General features: G+C 62.8%; 16 protein-coding genes. 10 read left to right on the top strand and 6 right to left on the bottom strand.

Translation table 11 applies throughout. From position 1 onward, the window contains the following. Positions 1–67: 67 nt before the first annotated feature. From ON23_RS38350 to ON23_RS37325, 5 genes are all read right to left on the bottom strand, one after another. The gene (locus tag ON23_RS38350; protein WP_143860029.1) at positions 68–463 is read right to left on the bottom strand and encodes a hypothetical protein; all 396 of its coding nucleotides are present in this window, start codon (positions 461–463) and stop codon (positions 68–70) included. Positions 464–527: 64 nt separating this feature from the next. Continuing rightward, entirely contained in the window at positions 528–1,073 is a 546-nt protein-coding gene (locus ON23_RS38345; protein WP_143860027.1) for a hypothetical protein, read from the bottom strand. Next, on the bottom strand, positions 1,070–1,888 hold the full coding sequence (locus ON23_RS38340; RefSeq protein WP_143860025.1) for a hypothetical protein: 819 nt from the start codon (positions 1,886–1,888) through the stop codon (positions 1,070–1,072). Before ON23_RS38340 ends, ON23_RS38345 begins: the two co-directional genes overlap by 4 nt. A gap of 471 nt (positions 1,889–2,359) precedes the next feature. Next, positions 2,360–2,686, bottom strand: coding sequence for a 4a-hydroxytetrahydrobiopterin dehydratase (locus ON23_RS34330; RefSeq protein ID WP_039783872.1), 327 nt, complete (start codon positions 2,684–2,686; stop codon positions 2,360–2,362). After that, positions 2,683–4,233, bottom strand: a complete 1,551-nt coding sequence (locus ON23_RS37325; RefSeq protein WP_143860023.1) for a helix-turn-helix domain-containing protein — start codon at positions 4,231–4,233, stop codon at positions 2,683–2,685. The genes ON23_RS34330 and ON23_RS37325 overlap by 4 nt, the downstream gene beginning before the upstream one ends. 353 nt (positions 4,234–4,586) lie before the next feature. Here ON23_RS37325 and ON23_RS34315 point away from each other — a divergent pair, with 353 nt between their 5' ends. The 10 genes from ON23_RS34315 (at position 4,587) to ON23_RS34270 (ending at position 18,742) form a co-directional block, all read left to right on the top strand. Further along, on the top strand, positions 4,587–4,910 hold the full coding sequence (locus ON23_RS34315; protein ID WP_039783870.1) for a hypothetical protein: 324 nt from the start codon (positions 4,587–4,589) through the stop codon (positions 4,908–4,910). Positions 4,911–5,716: 806 nt separating this feature from the next. Beyond that, the gene (locus tag ON23_RS34310) at positions 5,717–6,058 is read left to right on the top strand and encodes a WXG100 family type VII secretion target (protein ID WP_039783868.1); all 342 of its coding nucleotides are present in this window, start codon (positions 5,717–5,719) and stop codon (positions 6,056–6,058) included. Between the two features lies 1 nt (position 6,059). Further along, positions 6,060–6,362 (top strand): WXG100 family type VII secretion target, encoded by a 303-nt coding sequence (locus ON23_RS34305; protein ID WP_039783865.1) that lies wholly within the window; start codon positions 6,060–6,062, stop codon positions 6,360–6,362. After that, positions 6,363–7,370 carry a hypothetical protein gene (locus ON23_RS34300; RefSeq protein WP_039783863.1) on the top strand — a complete coding sequence of 336 codons (1,008 nt, stop codon included), beginning with the start codon at positions 6,363–6,365 and terminating at the stop codon, positions 7,368–7,370. Further along, on the top strand, positions 7,367–7,666 hold the full coding sequence (locus ON23_RS34295) for a hypothetical protein (protein WP_039783861.1): 300 nt from the start codon (positions 7,367–7,369) through the stop codon (positions 7,664–7,666). Before ON23_RS34300 ends, ON23_RS34295 begins: the two co-directional genes overlap by 4 nt. Then, positions 7,666–8,196: a hypothetical protein gene (locus ON23_RS34290; protein ID WP_039783859.1), complete on the top strand. Its 531-nt coding sequence runs from the start codon at positions 7,666–7,668 to the stop codon at positions 8,194–8,196. The genes ON23_RS34295 and ON23_RS34290 overlap by 1 nt, the downstream gene beginning before the upstream one ends. A gap of 195 nt (positions 8,197–8,391) precedes the next feature. Further along, complete coding sequence (pglY, locus tag ON23_RS34285; RefSeq protein WP_245556276.1) at positions 8,392–12,393, top strand: BREX-2 system ATPase PglY; 4,002 nt, start codon at positions 8,392–8,394, stop codon at positions 12,391–12,393. Next, positions 12,390–15,209: a BREX-2 system phosphatase PglZ gene (pglZ, locus tag ON23_RS34280; RefSeq protein ID WP_039783853.1), complete on the top strand. Its 2,820-nt coding sequence runs from the start codon at positions 12,390–12,392 to the stop codon at positions 15,207–15,209. The genes pglY and pglZ overlap by 4 nt, the downstream gene beginning before the upstream one ends. Before the next feature lie 57 nt (positions 15,210–15,266). Then, positions 15,267–16,574, top strand: coding sequence for a BREX system ATP-binding protein BrxD (gene brxD / locus ON23_RS34275; protein WP_218001148.1), 1,308 nt, complete (start codon positions 15,267–15,269; stop codon positions 16,572–16,574). Then, the gene (locus tag ON23_RS34270; protein ID WP_039783850.1) at positions 16,571–18,742 is read left to right on the top strand and encodes a DEAD/DEAH box helicase; all 2,172 of its coding nucleotides are present in this window, start codon (positions 16,571–16,573) and stop codon (positions 18,740–18,742) included. The genes brxD and ON23_RS34270 overlap by 4 nt, the downstream gene beginning before the upstream one ends. Before the next feature lie 51 nt (positions 18,743–18,793). Here the strand turns inward: ON23_RS34270 and ON23_RS39545 are convergent. Beyond that, positions 18,794–19,225 (bottom strand): hypothetical protein (locus ON23_RS39545; protein ID WP_039783848.1); only part of this gene is annotated, 432 nt, incomplete at its 5' end.

Below are 19,225 nucleotides of genomic sequence, written 5' to 3'. Positions count from 1 at the left end.
AGGGCAGGGTAAGCCCTGCCCATCAGCTCACGCCTGCCCCAAGTACTACCAGTCTCACGGGCCTACATCACTTGTAGTTCTCATACTCTACCCCCAACTCATTTGGGAAATACTCACAGCTTGATAATATTTTGGATCGAATTTCCCGCCAAATACGCCGAGTCCAATCTTCCCGGAACGGGATCGCCGCATGAGCTTTTCCTAGTATAGGGTCATCGCTATCTTCGCAAAGTTCAATAACGCCTCCACTGTCGATAATTACAGAAGCCGAAAAACGTGCAATTCCATACTTATCCCAATCGCAGAGATCGACGGGGCGAATAGATAGATCGGAAAGAAGATATTCTACATACACCGAAAGTCCGTCTAGTTTATCTCTATCCTTGTAACTGAACGCAGCGGGAGTAGGCTTTTCCTTGCCAGTTATGGCATCTTTTGTCAGGAATTCTGAATTTTTAATCACGCGACGATACAGTCGTTCACGCGGGTTTACCGACATAAGACCGCTTTCACCGTTAGTCAAATATTCACATAAGATTCCGCCACTCCGGGTTAGCAGCCTCGACTTCTTTTGAGAAATGATTCAAACTGTATTGCAGCTGGTCAATAGGAAGAACTTCACCCTCATCCGAGTAGCTTTCCGTCGCAATTTCCTTGACCGACCACCAATACCCACCGTATGACAAAACGTCTATCTCGATAGACATCGATAAAGCCGTCCAATAGAAAATGAGATCGTCATCCACTGATGTTACAGAGGCACGTATCGTATTCGGGGTGAAGAGAAAGTCCACCAGACTCTTTCCACGTCCCGCAACAGATATATCTATCAGCTTCCTTGAAAGAAGGCCTTGGATTTGACCTAATGCGTCAATCGCTGTCAGCCCATATTCTCTGTTGGTCGCCAAAGTATCCCGAGTAAGGGACTTCACATGCCTGTGGTTCTTCAACGTCCCCATAGACCATGCCGATTCTCCCCAGCGGCTCCAGTTACGCAACTCTGCAGAGTGCGAAGAGATTCGCGGCCGTTTCAATTCCAATGATGCAGTGAAATTCGATGAAGACGCACTCATGACAGGCCCCAAGACTTCTTCATCTCATCACTGAAGCTAGCATCAAACAGAGACGCTTGATATTCGTGGGCGTCGATTAACAACATCTTCGCTATGGAAACTGGGTCCCCCTCCTCTGATATGAACCCATCATCTGGAAGTACCAGCGCAGTTATATCAATTTCTCCAGGCTGATTCTCTCCCTCATCCAGGTTCACCCACCCTGAACGCCTAGTCTTCAGATTAGAATTCACATCGGTCCGATGCATGCTAACGCCCAGATACTCAAGCCCGAGGTTCTTACGGCTCGGCGAACCGATACCCATTTCCCAATTAGACAGGGAACCCATCGCCCATTCGACAGATTCGACGCTTCCGAGAGTGTTTGTATAGAAGCATCGAGCGCCCTGGACCCGAACACTGTCGTCAGTTTGCTCGTTAACAAAGTTGACGAGATCTCCAAACCTCGACAAGAGCTCCTCGGAAAGCGAATCGAATCCTGGATAGCGGTTATCTTGAGATATTTCTTCAGAGGGAAATTTCCAAGATAGAGAGATCTGATCAAATTGGTACGAAAGAGCTGGATTCAGTGACTCACCAGCCTGCTCCACCGCCGGCATTGGCCATGGAGTCCGGAAAGGGTCGACAGAGGGCAACTCCTCCGGACGAGTTTGCGGTGGATGCTGACGAATGGCCTTGTAATTTTTTCCCCGCCACTTTTGTGAAAGGTTCGAAATCATCCCTATTTGGAATACAATCGGCTCATAATACACTGTAAGCTTGGCCCATCGCACCGGCGGAAGCGCATGTTCGATGATGTGGTCAGCGGATGCCATGTATCTATGATGGCATACTCTGCAGTGAACACCTCCGATTTCACTCCTTTCTACCTCCGGTTGCGGCTCAATCACCGCGACACCAGTCAACTGTCTTGAGGTGCCGGAACCCCTGCTTGCTGAACTCGTGAGGCATGCGCCCTGAACAGTCAGCAGGGCAGCGGACGCAGTGCCGTCTTCCTGCAGACCTGCCCGTACAGACTGTCAACTGTCCTGGCAAGTCAGCTAATCAGTTCGCTCTGAGCTCGCACCTTCGGGAAGGGGAGGGCGCTGCGGATAACATCTGCGGTGTGGTGCCTGGAGCGTTAACCTCAGCCGATCGCGATGGTTGAGCTACTGATGGTGCAGAATCGAAGAAGGGTGCTGTTCCCCTAAACCCCGGCGGTCGCTTTGACGCACACTCGGAAACTGAGGTACCTCAAAGCGATCGCACACCTGGAGAGACTCCCGCGATGTACCTCGCCATCGAGGTCATCTCGTCTCATCCGCCGACGTGGCACCCGCAGCTTCCGCGATCCGATCGATATCCCGCGCGAGTTCGAAGTCCAATGCGGTCAGCTTCCGCCCTACATCGTGAGTCGTGATCCGAAACTCGATCCGCTGCCACGTGATCAGCATGTCGGGATGGTGCCCCACTTCCCGAGCCTTCGCTGCAACGTACACCGCCAGGTGCACACACTCGTGGTAGGTGTGCGCGAAAGTACGTGTGATCTCGTCTCCGTCGCGCGCCCAACCGGGCAGAGCTTCGAGGCGAACGGCAATCTCGCTGTCGGTCAACGGGGTTGGCAGTTCGGTCATGCGACCGACCCTACGAGAGCCCGCAGCTCTCGTCCTGCTGAGGTGTCGGCCCATCCGCGAGCGTGAGCGACAACTTCCTTCAATTCGCAACGGAGCCTTGCGGACCCGGTGATTTTCACCACCTCCGCCGCCTCCGCTGCTGCCCATACAGCGCGATCGGGATCTGGCACCCTGGCCAGCACAGCCGACTGCCGGGCCCGGAACACGGCATTGTCCCGACGCGCGGACTCTGGCATGGAGTCCATGATCTCGTCCCACAGGGTCGCCGCGTCCACGGCATCTCGCCGGGTGCCGGTGCGCCCATAGCAGGTTGCCCGTTGCACCTGCATATGGTGCGGGGTTCGCCGGCAGGAGTTTCCCCACGGGTGCGCATCATCGATGCGGTCGATCAGAGGCACTGCATCATCCAACAAACGCTCCGCTGTCACACGGTCGCCGAGCATGGCGTGGCCCTGTGCCTCATGCTGGAGTGCCATTACGCGAACCTTCGGGGACAGCTTCGACTCAGCCGCACGAGCAGCCCGCGCGAAATCGACGACAGTGCGTCCCTCACCACCGTCCAAGGCAAGCATTGCCATATTCGACAGGGCGTACGAGATGAGCTCAGGGTTTCCGCAACGGTGGGCAAAAGACAAGGTGGCGTCTCGCCACTTCGCGGAGGTCGCGAGGTTGCCTGCGTCCTGATACAGCCAGCCGAGCAGGGCGGCGTACGCAGTGCCGACTTCCAGTAGGCCGTGCCGCACCGTCGTATCAGCCGTGTCGACGAGGCAGCCGATCAGCTCCGTCTGCGCCCGCACCGTCGGAATGAGATACAGCGGGCCGAGATACATGTCCGCGGTGTAGTGCCCCGACAGTTGAGAACGGAAGTAGTCGACGAGTTCCGGGGCCACCCGGGTGCTGCACATAAGGTCTGGGACTTCGGCTCGTGTCGCAGTTGGGTCCGAGTTCGCAACGCCCGCAGCGAGAGCAGGAAGACCGATAATCGCAGTCGCGAAATCACGTCGCCTCACGTTATCGACCTCCTGCGCGCCGCGTCCAACCGATGCACCGCTCGGCGGAGAACCTTTGGTGCCGACGGCGTGCTGGACGTCGATCGGCGCCTGCAGACCGGCGTCGAACCGCGTCCTCTGCTCATCATCGAGCCTCTCGCATGCGGTGTCCATGCACTCCGAATACTTCGCGCCCAACGTGATGTCGGAGCCTCTACGTTCCCACTTGCCAACCGCCTCGACAGAGCATCCGATCCGGTCGGCAAACTGAACCTGCGTGTCCCGCAACGCTGCTCTCAACGCCGCAACCTCGAGCCCCGTCCAGGTAACGATCGTCATCTCTCGGCGTTCTCCCCTCCGCTGCAGTACCGCCACAGTACGAGCTCCGTACGAGTTCGGTGAGTCCTTCGAATGCGTCAACAGGGCAAAGCTGAAACCAATCATCGCAGACCAGCGAAGGTGTCGTTCGATCTTCGCCACAGAACCGGAGCCGACCGAAATGCCCAGACCCGCAATTGAAATCAGTGACCGTGAACCGACCGGCATGGGTCCGACCACCACTGGCACCGACACGGCCGATGATCACTCAGGCCAGCAACTACCGAAACTCCCCACCCGGCGCACACACAACCAGTCGATGGCGGCCACGTTGCGGCTTTGGCACACAAGGAATATCGACCTCCTGGAGCGCGTCGCGGCCGGCCTCCGTCACCTCAGCCCTCCGGCAGCGTGCAAGAGCACCGCTCCCATCCGCGGGCGCGCGCACGCGACGCATGTGATGGCCGACCACGCCACCCACAACTGCGCGCGATTCCGCCTCGCAGCTCAGTACATCGAAGGCCACCACTGACCACCAGCCCGAGCCTGTGCCGTTCGATCGCGGCACGTCGATACGCGGAGGGACAAGCACTTTGAAAGAACCGAGCACGTCACGGCGAGCGATTGTTCTGCTGCACAGCGACCATGACCCGGACACATACGAGACACTGACTCGGCAGCACCGACTGGAAGTCGTCTACACCGTGCACACCGACGCCCTCGCCGTCCTGGCCGCACTAATCGCCGCCCAACACGCCTATGAACACGCCGCGGACGCGGTCGTGATCCCGCACCTCGACACTCTCGAGGTCGACTCGCCGTGGTGGGCGATCACCCAGGTCACCGATCTCATCACGGGCACACGGAAGTATCCCAAGCTGCCGGCCTCCACCCCAGGAACGGGGCGCGAACAGTGATCACTCTCGGACTCGTCGTTGCGATCGGTCTGCCACTGGCCGTGCTGATTCTGGCCGTCATGCTGCCGGAACGAGGAGACAAACCATAATTCGCCGCGAGTGCCCCGCAGCGGCCGGCTCCGTGAACAACGGCTCAGGTCGCCGCCTTCTTGATTCGTGCGCCGAGCGCGTCCAGTTTGTCGAGGACGAGACCGGCTCCCCATACCTGTTCCCTCTTCCGATTCGTCAGCGGGCGCAGGACTCCCGCCCCGTGCAGCCGATCGATGGCGGCGTAAGCACTGCTCGTGCTGAGCTGGAACCGGTCCGAGACGTCTTCCGAGGTGAGGAACGGGCATGGCGATCGACGGCGCCACGATCATGGCGGCTGCGCTGTAGTCGCCGTCCCTCGGGTCGTCCCGCATGAGTTCGTAGTGAGCGGCCGTCAGGTCGGCCAATTCGATTCTCCGGGTACTGGTGCCACGGGACCACGCGGCGCTCGTGCCGGGGCCGACCTGCGTCTGCCGTAGCTCCTCCGAAACTCGGAATAGCGGTCCTCTTATTCCGAGTTTCGGCTGAAAGCCGGAATAGCAGGCAGCCTAATCCGACTTGCCCGGGGCAGCGACGCCACGCTTCAGACACCGCCGCACTGTCACCAACAACCGAGTGGGCAGTGCCGCCTCCCCTGCTCCTGTGACCCGGCGATCGGTGAGTTGCTTACCGCCCCGCTGGGTCACCTGCGACGACACACCGAGAGTCCTGCAACGGTGGCAGAGCCGCACCTGGACCTACGTTGGACGGCCAGTCGGCTGATCGCTTAGCATGACGGCATGAGTGAGAGTGGGGGAAACGCTCCAGGTCCCGGCCAATTTTTGGTTGTCCCAGAGCAAGTACGCAATGTCGGAACCTACATCTACGGATTGGCCGATACCCTTTCCGGCGCTTTGGATTCCGCGGCCAAGGATGTCGCCGAACTTTTGAACGGCAGCTGGACCGGAGACTACGCCGACGAATTCTCCGATGGCTGGGACGAGGTCCACGACGGTGGGCGACAGATCTTCGCGGCGCTGACCACAATGGCCGAGAAGCTCGGCGTCACCGCCGAGACATTCGCCACCGTCGACCAGGCCAGTGCCGACGCGCTCGGTATCCCCAAGTTGAACTGGTCGTAGCATGGGTTCGCAATTCTCGGTCGACCTCGACCACCTCGACCAGATCGTCTCCCGCCTGGCCGGGCTCGCCGGCTTCATCGCCGACCACCTCACCGATATCGAACAACGCGTCACCGCTCTGCAGGGCACAGGCTGGGAAGGCGTGGCGGCCCGCGCCTACGACGACGCACACCGCGAATGGGTGAGCGGGGCACAAGAACTCGTCGACGGTGTCCGCGAGATGAGCGACTCCGCAAAGCAGGCGCACGCGGCCTACACCCGTGCCCTGGAACTCAACGGCCGGATGCTGCGAAGTGGGCAATAGATGATCGTCGACTGGCAGACCTACTACGACGCCGCCAAGAAATGCCAGGATCTCGCCGCAGAACTGCGCAAAGCAGATAAACCAGTCCACGAAGCCGTCAAAGGCGACTGCAAAGGAATGGCCGGTGACGCGAACGGCTGCAAGCAGTGGGGCGAGGCCTACGACAAATCCGCCCTACACACCCTGCAGGCATCCGCAAGCCTCGCCAATGCCCTCACCAACTACGGCGCGGTTCTCTACGCTCATGGCTACAACTGGGGCATCGCCAACAAATCCAACCCTCCCCCGCCCCGGCCCGACATCCGCCAGGTCGGTGAATACACGGTCGACCTGTCCGGGTCGAGCTCAGTCCCTGCCGACGGGGGCCGCGGATTCGATGACCACGGTGGCGTGAAAGCCTTCTTCGACAAACTCGTTGTCGCAGTTCTCAACAAGTTCCACAAACTTCCCAACGGCAACGCGGCGAAACTCGATAAAGCGCACACCACCTGGAACACCTTCGCCACCCACCAAACCGTCACCGGAGCCTCGGCCAGCATCGCGGCCATCTCAGGGCTGTTCGACGGAATGGACGACGCAGCCCACCGGCAACAGCTCCAAGAGCACTTCACCACACTCAAAAGCAGCGCTGACAACGTAGTCACCGGCGCCCAGAACATTTCCGCACCTACTGGCCAGTACCACGCTGCCACAGTCTCTTTCGGACACGAGACCGCCAACAAGATCAACTGGCTCGAAGCCGGCGTGGCCGCGGCCGCCGTAGCCGGTGTCGCCCTCGCGATCTTCACCGTCGGCATGAGCGTCGAAGCCGCCGGCGAAGGCATCACCGCCGCTGTCGCCGCCACCATCGGAGCAATCGAAGAAGCCTTCTCCTCCAGCGCACTCGTCGAGATACTCGGCGTCACCACTCTCGCGATCGGCGCCGTCGCCACCGTCAAAGCGTTCGAGGCCGTGCCGGTCGACGACCTCGAAAAAATGCCGCCAAACTCGCTGCCATCATTGCCATGAAAGTCTTCCTGGACGATTCGGAGGACATCAACCCCGACAGCCCGACAGGCGCCTTCACCACCGCGACGATGACCACCAAGGTCAATAAGATCGCATCCCATTACGGGGTTCCCCCGCAGGCCGTGCGAGACGCTATCCACAAAATCAAAGCCCAGGGCGCGTGGCGGGGCAACGGCGGCAGCAGAAATCCCGATATCGTAGTCGATCTGGACGATGGCGAAGTATACGTGAAAATGCCTGACGGATCGCCATCGGAGGATAGCATCGGCAACATATTGGACGAGTTGGAGGATTGATGGAAGGCCAGAACAGGCCGGGAACGATCATCGAGCATGATGATCGTTGGCTGCTCAAACCTCTGCGTGGCCACGCTGTATCCAGAATTAATTGGCAGTCGGACCACATCGAACTCGCCTTTGACGACGGCAACTTTCACATTCTGATCGGCTACGATGCCGAGCTGTCCGCGAAGACCCTCGCAAAAGACTCACCGAACAGGCACGGCATCAACCATTGGAGTCGGCTCCAGATTGAAGAGTTCCTCGCCGCAAGAATTGTGTCTGCCGTGTTATTCAAAAGCGGCGCGGTTCGTTTGGCGTTCAAGAACGGATGGATACTATTCATAGGAGCCGACTCACACGATTACCCCCCAGAGGTGCGGTTCAACAATCGCACTCTCTGGAATCCCACAGGAATTGTCGATCGCTCAATTTTCGATGTCCAACCGATAGATCCGTGGACTGGGCAACAGGTCACGCCGCCCGATTGGCCGAGCCGCCCGGACTACCTGCAAGACCGGTCGGAATCGGACGACATAAACGACTGACGTCCGACCGACGGCCGCGCGTCTTCTCGAAGGCGACGGTCTGGGCTGAGCACTGTAGTCGAGAACGCGGCGGTGATCGGTCGAGCGCGGGCTGTACACGACACGCAGCCGCCGTTCTCGACGGAACGGCGTTCAACCGCCGGATGACAGCACCACGACCACGGGCCCCCAGGTCACTGCCAGCGCAGAGGCAGCGTGAGGACTTCGGCCCGCAAGTTAACATTCACCGGTGACCGAGTCGATATCCCCGGAGTGCAACCCGAACGAATCAGCGCACGGACACCCGCATTCCGGGCGCGGGGAGAACTGATGGATCAGCGCCCGCTGCTGCGCGACCTCATCGACATCAAGGAGCACATCGCCGGCTCGGACTATGTGCTCACCCTCGCCGACGCGGTGACCGAAGAAGGGTCGGCGAAGGCGGTGCAGGACTACGTTCTCACCGATCGCCTGGTCGGCAACTTCGACGAAGCGCTGTCGCTGATCAAGTCGGCGCTCGACGGCAACACCTCCAAGCCGGCGTTCCTACACGGCTCGTTCGGTTCCGGTAAATCGCACTTCATGGCTGTGCTGTACGCGCTGCTGTCGGGCAATACGGCCGTGCGGTCGCGCACCGATTTCGACCCGCTGCTCACCAAGCACGAGTGGTTGCTGTCGGACGGCAAGAAGTTCCTGATGGTGCCGTATCACATGATCGACGCCAAGACGATGGAGCAGCGGGTGCTCGGCGGGTACGTCGAGTTCGTCCGCAAACGCCATCCCGACGCCGACGTTCCCGCGGTGTATCGCACCGACGCCCTGTTCACCGATCTGCGCAACCTCCGCGAAACCATGGGTGAGCAGCAGTTCCTGGACGCTCTCAACCGCGATTACGCGGAGGACGACGACGAGTGGGGCGATTCGGCGGCTTTCTGGACCTCGGACAAGGTCGATACCGCGCTCACCGCGGAGGAGGCCGAGGACTCCAGTCAGCTCGATATGGTCAATCCGACCGCGCCGCGCGAGCTGCGCCGGAAACTGTTCCACGACGCGGTCACCACACTGCTACCCGGTTATACGAAATTTGCCGCTGAGGACGAGACCGGCTTCATCTCACTCGATGCGGGCCTGAGTGTCATTGCCGCCCATGCGAAGTCGCTCGGCTACGACGGTCTGGTGCTCTTCCTCGACGAGTTGATCCTGTGGCTGGCCAGTCTCATCCACGACGAGAAGCGGGTGGCGCGCGAAGCCAGCAAGATCACCAACTTCCGTGAAGGCGGCGATGCCCGCCGCGCCATCCCGATCGTGTCCTTCATCGCCCGCCAGCGCGATCTGCGTGAGTTGGTCGGAGAGGAACTGGCCGGTGCCGCGGAATCAGCGATCCAGGATGCGTTGAACCACGCGTCGGGCCGGTTCGACCTGATCAGTCTGGAAGATCGCAACCTGCCGCAGATCGCCCACTCCCGCCTGCTGAGGCCGCGTGACGACGACGCGGTCGCGCAGATCAACGCCGCATTCGAGAAGACGAAGAAGCTCGGCCCTAAGGTCTGGGACACGCTGCTCGGTTCGGACGAGAGCACCACCGGCGCCGACGAGGCGGCCTTCCGCTTGAGCTACCCGTTCTCCCCCGCCTTCCTGGACACGCTCGTCCACATTTCGGCGGCCCTGCAGCGTTCGCGCACCGGCCTCAAGCTGATGGGACAGCTGCTCGCCGATCATCGCAACGAATTGCGCCTCGGCGACCTCGTGCCGCTCGGTGACCTCTACGAGCAGCTGACCAAGGGCGGTGACCGCCCGTTCGTCGCCGACAAGAAGGTGCTGTTCGATGCCGCCGACAAGCTCTACAAGACCCGGCTGCGCCCATACCTGCTCAGCACCTGCGAGGTGACCGAGGACGATGTCGACACCTATCTGAATCGGCGCGACAGCATCACCGACGCCCAGCTGGCCGGCCGCTGCAAGAAGTTCGTCGGCCAGAATCGGCTGGCCTGCACCGTGCTGCTCGCCGCCCTCGCACCCAGCGTCCCGGCGTTGCGCGACTTGACCATTCGCCGCCTCGGCGCCCTCAACCACGGCTCGATCACCACCATGATCCCGGGCCGCGAAGAGGGTGTCATCAAGGACATGGTCACGGAGTGGGCGTCGCGATTCCCGGAGATCAAGGAAACCGGTAGCGACGCCAATCCGGGTGTGCGGCTGGAACTTTCCGGTGTCGATGTGGAGTCGGTGATCGCCAACGCGCAGGTCAACGACAATCCGTCCAACCGGTTGGCGATGGCGCGCGATCTGCTCGCCGACGAGTTCGGCCTCGACCGCGCCAATGACCGTTTCGGTTCCGACGAACTGCGTTTCGTGTGGCGCGGGTCGAATCGTGTGGTGGAGGTGCTGTTCGGCAATGTGGCCGATGAGGAGACGCTACCGAATCACGATATGCAGCCGTCGATCGAGGGTCGTTGGCGCATCATCGTCGATCTGCCCTACGACGAGAACAACCTGAACCCGATCGTCGATCTCGACCGGATCCGGCGGTTGCGGGAACAGCAGGGCGACAACCATCCTCGCGCGGTCGCCTGGCTTCCGACGCATCTGACGAAACCTCGCTGGGAGGATTTCCGCCGGCTCGTGGTCGTCACCAAGGCCCTGGCCGACCCGTATCGCTTCGACACCCAGTACGCCCAGCACCTGAACCCCGACAACCGGGCCAGCGCCAAGCAGCTGCTCGAATCGCAGCGCGAAACGCTGCGCAACAAAGTGCTCGCCACCTTCAAACAGGCGTACGGGCTGGCCGAACGCAAACCGGCCGATGTCACCGACGAGCTCGATCAGCATTTCTATCCGCTGCCGGATCTCGACGGGCTCACCGTCTCCATCGGTCAATCGCTGCACGACGCCCTGCGGAATGTGGCCGGAAAGCTACTGGCGCACCAACTTCCGGGCCACCCGGACCTCGACGCCACCGGCACCGGGACCGCGGTGAAGCCCGCGGACGCGAAACTCGTCCTCACCCATGTGCGCGGCGCCGCCGAAGCGCGTGACGGGCGGGTCGAGGTGCCGGCGAAGGATCGGCCGCTGATGAAGCGCATCGCCGAACCGCTCGGGCTGGGACAGCAGAAGGAAGCGTATTTCGAGCTGTCCCGGCGCTGGGCCGATCATTTCCGCTTGACGGCGCAGAACGAAGGCATCACCGGCGATCTGTCGGTGATTTCCCTGGGCGATTGGACCGATCTGCCCGACAAGCGCGGGCTCGAGCCGCATATCGCGAACCTGGTGATCGCCTCGTTCGCCGAGATGGACGATCGGGTGTGGGTGCGCGGGGGCGTCCCGATCGACACTCCGGAGCTGACCAAGATCCAAGCCGGTGACGCACTGCGGACCCAACCGCTGCCCGGTGAGGCAGAGTGGGATGCCGCGCGCAACCGGTTCGAGGTGATCTTCGGGGACAAGGCGCCGACGCTGCGCCGCGGTGGGCTGGTGCAACAGTTCGCCCGCCAGATCACCACCGCGGCAACGAAGTATCTGGATCCTGCTGTCAGACTGGTGGAACAGCTCGAACAGCACAGTGAGTTCCTGCGGCTCGACGACACCGAACCCGGTGGGCGGCTTGCCATCGCGCGCCGTGCGGCCCAGTTGCTCAATGAACTCACGAAGGCCGGCGGCGGATCGGCGGGTGCGAAACGAACCGTGGAGACCTTCGCCGGATTCGATCTGGCCGATATCAGTCCGGACCGCTACGCGACCTCGATCAAGTCCGCGGACCGGGTGATCTCCGCACTCGCCGATGCCGCGTGGGACAACCTGGCGCTGGCGCAGCATCTGGGACCGGAGGGTGCGGCGCTGCTGGATTCGCTGCGTTCGGTCGCACGTGCGGATCAGCGGTCGAGCGATCTGGCCGAGAAACTACGCCGCACCAATGCCGAAGTGACCAGGCTGTCCAAGGAGAGACTGGTCAAGGACAAGCAGCGCCGTGAGGAGGAGACGCCCGATCCGCGGCCGGTGGTAGCCGACAATATCGAGCTCACCACGGACACCAGCCATCCCGCGGTGCCGACGGACCAGGAAACCCCGGCCGACCGGGACGACACGACGTGGTCCATGCGCACCAACATCTACCGGACCACCGCCCGCGAGGCGGTCCGGTCCGTCGAGAAGGAACTCGGCAGGCTCGCCCGGCTCGAACCCGACGCCACCATCGAAATCACCTGGAAGGTCGTGGAATGACCGCGACCGTAGCGGGGGCCATGCGCCTGTCGAGAACCACGGTCGCCCAATACCTCGCCGCGAACCACAAACTCACGGAGATCCTCACCGCACCGCAGGGCAACATCACAATCCTGCTGCGCGGCGAACCGGTGTGGGACGGCGACCCGGTGCTGGCGCTGTCGGACGGCCGCGCGGTGCGGGTGGAAGCGGCCCCCTCGCCGCTGGCGGTGCACGAACAGATTCTGGCGCACGCCAGAGATATCAATCCGGAGCCGCGAGTTCTCGTGGTGATCACCGATGTCGAGGAACACGACCTCGACCCGGCCATCCTGGCGCGGGTCCACCGCGCCCACATCTATGTCGTGGACCAGTGGGACATCGTCCGGGAGACCTTTGGCACCAAAGAGATCGACCCGATGCTGCGGCGTATCACCTGGGTCTGCGAAGCGCTTCTCGATGCCTCCGGCGCGCGGCGCTGGCCGGCCGCACTGGCCGGTGATGTCCTCTCTCGCACACCGACATTGGCCGCACTGGCCGCTCGCCGCCTCGACCTCGGTGACGTCGGCGACCGTATCGATGCGCGCAGCCTACTCATCTGGTCGCAGCGACCGGGCCACCCGCAACTGCTGCTCGACCTGCGCGGGCCCGAACGTGACGGTTTGATCGAATTCCTCAGCGAGACAGATCAATCCGGGCCCACCGGCAGAATCCTGACGACACTGGCCGTCAACGGACACGGTGATGAAGCCGTCGCATACGGCCTGCTGTGCGCGGCGCTGTGGCGCCATGCCGCACCGAACAATCCGGTCTATCAAGCCCGGGGCCGAGTCGAACGGTGGCTGGGTGAGGGCTTCCCGATCAAGGGTGAGGCACTCGATTCGGTGCTCAGTTCCTTCGGTGCGGTCTGCGAGGACTACATCAGCGATCTGCTCACCAGAGCGCGCACCGAGACCGATCCGGGAGACGAAGCCGACGAGCACGCCCGACAGGCTCGCAAGATCACCGATACGGTCCTTTCCCGCGCCGATGCCATCGCCCGCCAGTTCGGCGCACTCGAAGCGGCGTCGAGCAGCCCCATCCTCGCCGTCGGCCTGGAGGCGCGAATCACCGCGGCCGGAAACGCGCTCGGTCGCGGCCGGCTCGAAAGCATCGACCGAGCCGTCACCGACCTGCGCAATCACAAGCTGGCACCGGATCACCACGTCCGTATCCAGCGAATCCGCATGGCGCAGAGGCTGACTCGCTGGCTGGCGACCGCACCCGACCCCACCATCGACACCGTGGCCGCGGCCATCGACCGGCAGATGCGCGACACCGCTTGGGCCGACCGCGCCCTGGACGCGCTCGAGGCGGGTGGCGACGACGATCCCGCGGTGCGGATCGCCTATCAGGACATCGCGACGAAAGTCCGGGCCGTACGGCGCGAATTCGATCGGGAGTTCGCCACCGTCCTCGCACAATGGACCGCCTCGGGCAGCGCACCCGGCTCCATGCTGACCGTCGAGACCTTCCTGCACCGTGTGGTCCGCCCGCTGGCCGCCACACGGCGCGTCATGCTCATCGTCATCGACGGAATGAGCAGTGCGATCGCGACCGAACTGGCCGGTGAGCTTCGCAAATCCTTCGCTGAGTACGACCCGCTGCCCGGCGACAAGCATGTGCGGCGGCGTTCGATGGTCGCCGCATTGCCGAGTCTCACCGCGGTGTCGCGCACGTCATTGTTCGCGGGCACGCTGATGAAGGGCGACCAGAAGGATGAGGCGAGACTGTTTCCCGCCCATCGGTTCTGGGGCGCGAAACAGGCCGAGGTGTTCCACAAACACGATCTGCGCAGTGCGGCGGGCGATCGCTTCGGCAGCGACCTGCTGAATGCACTGGCGAATCCGGACAAACATATCGCCGTCGTGCTCAACACCATCGACGACCGGCTCGCCAAGGAACTGAAACTCGACGACGCCGCCTGGCAGACACGCGAAGTCGGTGATCTCCGCGCGCTCGTCGCCTCGGCCGCGGCGCGAGATATGGCCGTGCTGATCACCAGCGACCACGGACACGTGATCGACCGCCACGGCCGAGCATGCGACGGCGCCGGAGTCGCCTCGGCACGACATCGAGTGCCCACGTCGGCCCACGATCGGCTGGATGACTCCGAGATCGCGCTGCGGGGCCCGCGTGTGGTGTGGCCGGAACCGGGCGCCTCGATCGTCGCACTGTGGGATGCCGATTCCCGGTACACCGCTCAGAAAGCCGGCTACCACGGTGGGGCATCGCTGGCCGAAATGACCATTCCCGTGCTGGCATTCCTGCCGTTCGAGTCCGACCCCGGTGACTGGCAGGAGCTGGGCAGCGGCCAGCAGCCGAAATGGTGGATCGACGACGCCGAGGAAACCCTCGATGTCCCCGAGCAGAAGGCCGTCACCGAACGCGCCAAACGGGCGAGTACGAAGGCACGGGAGCTGGCCAGCGATCAGATCACACTCGATCTGGTGGTACCGGAAGCGGATCGTCCCGCCCAGCAGGCGCTCGGATCGGCAGACGCCTTGATCAAGGACCTGTTGAACTCCGACACGTTCGCCGCCCAACTCGAGACCCTCGCACGCAAACCGGCGGCAGGCAAACTGGAAAAGGCCATCCGCGCACTACTCGACGGCCCGCAGACGACCACCGCGCTCGCGCAGCGGATCGGCGAACTCCCCTCGCGAGCAAGAAGTTTCGCGGCCGTGCTGACCCAGCTCCTCAACGTCGACGGACAACAGGTACTGGAGACTCACTCCGACGGCCGCACGTTGCGCCTGCACGTCGGGTTGCTTCACGAACAATTCGGACTGCGATGATCGGCACGGGAGGTGTCCGCACCGTCGCCACGATGCCAAACTGGTCCGGTGAGTAGCGTGCAGCCGACAGGGGTGAGTGCGGCCCGGCGACGAGCGGTCATCGACGCATTGCGGCGCGGCGCGGTTCCCGACAGCGGTCTCGACCTGCTGGCGACCGGCCTCGATCGCTTCGAGGCCGCGCTGGACGCCGAACTCGACGCCGTCGCCTCGGGTGGCGCGGTATTCAAGGCGGTGCGTGGCGAATACGGGTCGGGTAAAACGTTCTTTTCCCGCTGGCTGGGCGAACGAGCGAAGCGACGCAACTTCGCCGTGTCCGAGATCCAGATCTCTGAGACGGAAACCCCGCTGCACAAGCTGGAGACCGTGTATCGGCGGCTCACCGAGCGACTCGCCACCGCCAGCTCACCACCCAGCGCCTTCCGGCACGTGATCGACGCCTGGTTCTACGCACTGGAGGAAGACGCTCTCGCCGAAGGAGCCACCGAGGACCAGCTGGCCGAGGCCGTCGACCGCCTCATGACCGCGCGGCTGGTCGAAGTATCCAGGCACGCACCGTCTTTCGCCGCAGCACTGCGCGGATACCGCACGGCGGTGCTGGCCGGTGACGAGGCCACCGCCAGCGCGGTACTCGCCTGGCTGGGCGGACAACCGAACGTCGCCGCGGCCGCCCGCCGGGCAGCCGGAGTGCGGGGCGAACTCGATCATTTCGGCGCGTTCGGCTTCCTGCAGGGCCTGCTGACAGTGCTGCGCGATTCCGGGCACCGCGGTCTGCTGATCGTTCTCGACGAGGTGGAGACCCTGCAGCGGGTGCGTTCGGATGCCCGCGACAAGGCCCTCAACGCGTTGCGGCAGCTGATCGACGAAGTCTACGCCGGACGCTTCCCCGGCGTGTACCTGCTGATCACCGGCACACCGGCCTTCTACGAGGGACAGCAGGGCGTGCAGCGGCTGCCACCGCTCGCGCAACGGCTCGCCACCGACTTCACCACGGATCCGCGCTTCGACAATCCGCGCGCGGTACAGATCCGCCTCCCCGGTTTCACCATGGATTCCCTTGTGACGCTGGGCAAGACGATCCGCGAACTCTATGCCTCCGGAGCCGAAAACGGTGAACGAGTCAACGCGATCGCGGACGACGCCTACATCGCAGACCTTGCACGAGCGGTCACCGGCTCACTCGGCGGAAACGTCGGCGTCGCACCACGATTGTTCCTGAAGAAACTCGTCGGTGATGTGCTGGACCGCATCGACCAGTTCCCCGATTTCGATCCGCGCCAGCACTACAAGCTCACCGTCGGTTCGGCAGAACTGACCGATATGGAACGCAATCTGGCGCGCGCCGACGATGTCGATCTAGAGCTGTGATCGAGCAGGCCGCTCCCAATCCGATCGAGCGCCTCGACACGGTGCTCGTCCACCACATCGTGAACACCTTGGGTTGGCCGGATCTGCGCCCGCTGCAACGGGCCTCGATCGACCCGCTGTTGCGCGGAGACGATGCGATCCTGCTCGCGCCCACCGCGGGCGGCAAAACCGAATCGGCCTGCTTCCCGCTACTGACCGCGATGGCGGCCGGCAATTGGCCGGGAGTTTCGGTGCTGTATCTGTGCCCGCTCAAGGCCCTGCTCAACAACCTCGTAACCCGCATCGATACCTACGCACAATGGATCGGCAGAAGCGCCGCACTCTGGCACGGGGATACGAGTGAGTCGGCGCGCAACCGGATCCGGCGCGAACCGCCCGACATCCTGCTGACGACGCCGGAATCGTTGGAAGCCATGCTGATCGGGATCAAAACCGATCATCAGGCCTTGCTGGGGTCGGTCCGCGCCGTCGTTGTCGACGAGGTCCACGCGTTCGCCGGAGACGACCGTGGCTGGCACCTGCTGGCGGTACTGGAACGTTTACAGCGTGTCACCGGACAGCCGATCCAGCGGATCGGATTGTCGGCAACGGTCGGCAACCCACACAGGCTGCTGGCATGGCTCCAAGGCTCAGGCTCGGGCAGGCGACGTGGAACCGTTGTCGCGCCTGACCTTCCAGAACTGGCAACCCAGGACACACCTGCGGGGTCCCGATTTCCCACAGATTCCCCTCCCCTGCCCCGACCGGCCGGCGAGGTCGAACTGGACTACGTGGGATCGCTCGACAACGCCGCGAAGGTCATCGCAGCACTGCACCGCGGCGAAAAGCGCCTGGTGTTCTGCGATTCGCGCCGGCAGGTCGAACAACTCGGCGCGGCACTGCGAGAACGCGACGTAACGGTATTCCTCTCCCATGCCTCGCTGTCCGCATCCGAACGCGCCCGTTCCGAACAAGCCTTCGCCGAGGCCCGCGACTGTGTGATCGTCTCCACCTCCACACTCGAACTCGGCATCGACGTAGGCGACCTCGACCGCGTGATCCAAATCGACTCACCATCCACCGTTGCTTCATTTCTCCAACGCATCGGCCGTACCGGCCGCCGCGCCGGCACCACCCGCAACTGCCTGTTCCTCACAACCACCACCGACGCTCTCCTCCAAGCCGCCGGTCTGTTGCTGCTGTGGAGCCGCGGCTGGGTCGAACCGGTGACCGCTCCCCCACAACCACGTCATCTGGTCGCCCAGCAGCTGCTCGCCGTCACCCTCCAGCACGGCACAATCGGAAAACGGCTGTGGTCGCAGGAATGGAACGGCCTCGCCCCTTTCGACCGTTCCGCGGAACCCATCTTCACCTACCTGCTCGAGGCCGGATACCTCGACAGCGATCAGGAACTGGCGTTCATCGGTCCCCAGGCTGAGCACCGCTTCGGAAAAAGGAACTTCCTCGAGCTGACGGCTTCCTTCACCGCACCACCACAATTCACCATTCTCGCCGGGCGACAGGAGATCGGAATGACCGATGTCTCCGTCCTCACCGACGACCGTCCCGGCCCTCGACTACTCCTTCTTGCCGGAAGCAGTTGGCGGGTCACCTATATCGACTGGCAGCGGCGTCGGGCATTCGTCGAGCCGGCCGAAGGCGGGGGGATCGCGAAATGGTCGAGCCTCGGTATCCGGGGGCTGTCCGCCGAACTGTGCCGGGCGATGCGAGAAGTCCTGCTCGGCTCCGCCCCTGATGTCTCCCTGACTCGGCGAGCACAGACGGCTCTCACCGGCCATCGGCAGGAGAAGGCCGGCACTGTCGCCCGGGATGCCACGCTCATCACCCGGGAAGAATCCGGAACACGATGGTGGACCTGGGCCGGTTACCGAGCCAACGCGACTCTCGCCGCGGCATTGGCACCTGTTGCCGATCCAGCACAGCGACCCGATGACTTCGCGATCCGGCTCGACAGCGGTCTCACTCCTGCAGTTTGGACCGCTATGAGGAAGACTGTGGACGTCGATCGGCTTCCACTACCAGGTGTCGACTCGCGAGCTGTTGCAGGACTGAAGTTTTCGGCATTGCTACCGGACCAACTCGCCAGTGCGACGATCGGAAGCCGACTCACAGACCCACAGACGGCGCAGGTCGTGCTGAGGGAGCCCGTGCGGTGGTCGGCACGGTAGCTATCAAGGCGTCGGCTACCGCCCAAGGAGTTTTGACGCTGGGGCTCCGGATCAATCTCGGAGGTTGGCGAATGGACGTTTGCCGCCGTACATTGCCTTGAAGCTCTGGATCATCGACTGCTCAAGCGCCAACGCGTCGGGTTCTTCGCGCCACCCGACCAACAGTTCGGAACTGTCAGCGAGCTGCCAGATATATCGGCCACCGGTATGACCGACAGGTTCTCCTGCACCATGCCGGCGATACTCGTCGAGCCGCTTACGCAACCCACGTCTTCCCGTAGCACCGAGGTCGGCTTTGCCGATGTAGACAACCGGCTCGTCGCGCACCCAATTCGCTTCCAGCACCACGACGGACACCGACGGGTCCTTACCCTTGAACCAGCCCGCCGGACTACTCGGCAGTAACACCGGCGGTGCTGTCGTCGGCTGCGTGACCACATACACCCCCGATCCCGGCGGAACGTCGCTCATGGGCAGCGCAGC

The sequence above is a fragment of the Nocardia cerradoensis NBRC 101014 genome, assembly GCF_000308535.1.
Classification (GTDB): Bacteria; Actinomycetota; Actinomycetes; order Mycobacteriales; family Mycobacteriaceae; genus Nocardia; species Nocardia cerradoensis.
Note: the sequence above shows the minus strand (reverse complement) of the source record. Positions and strands in the feature narration are given on the sequence as shown.

What these genes read in the sequence shown, in the direction of transcription:
- ON23_RS38340 (WP_143860025.1), bottom strand. Translation starts at nt 1,888, where the DNA reads ATGGCATCCGCTGACCACATCATCGAACATGCGCTTCCGCCGGTGCGA.
- ON23_RS34330 (WP_039783872.1), bottom strand. Translation starts at nt 2,686, where the DNA reads ATGACCGAACTGCCAACCCCGTTGACCGACAGCGAGATTGCCGTTCGC.
- ON23_RS34295 (WP_039783861.1), top strand. Translation starts at nt 7,367, where the DNA reads ATGAAAGTCTTCCTGGACGATTCGGAGGACATCAACCCCGACAGCCCG.
- ON23_RS34310 (WP_039783868.1), top strand. Translation starts at nt 5,717, where the DNA reads ATGAGTGAGAGTGGGGGAAACGCTCCAGGTCCCGGCCAATTTTTGGTT.
- pglZ (WP_039783853.1), top strand. Translation starts at nt 12,390, where the DNA reads ATGACCGCGACCGTAGCGGGGGCCATGCGCCTGTCGAGAACCACGGTC.
- ON23_RS34290 (WP_039783859.1), top strand. Translation starts at nt 7,666, where the DNA reads ATGGAAGGCCAGAACAGGCCGGGAACGATCATCGAGCATGATGATCGT.
- ON23_RS38345 (WP_143860027.1), bottom strand. Translation starts at nt 1,073, where the DNA reads ATGAGTGCGTCTTCATCGAATTTCACTGCATCATTGGAATTGAAACGG.
- ON23_RS34300 (WP_039783863.1), top strand. Translation starts at nt 6,363, where the DNA reads ATGATCGTCGACTGGCAGACCTACTACGACGCCGCCAAGAAATGCCAG.
- ON23_RS34305 (WP_039783865.1), top strand. Translation starts at nt 6,060, where the DNA reads ATGGGTTCGCAATTCTCGGTCGACCTCGACCACCTCGACCAGATCGTC.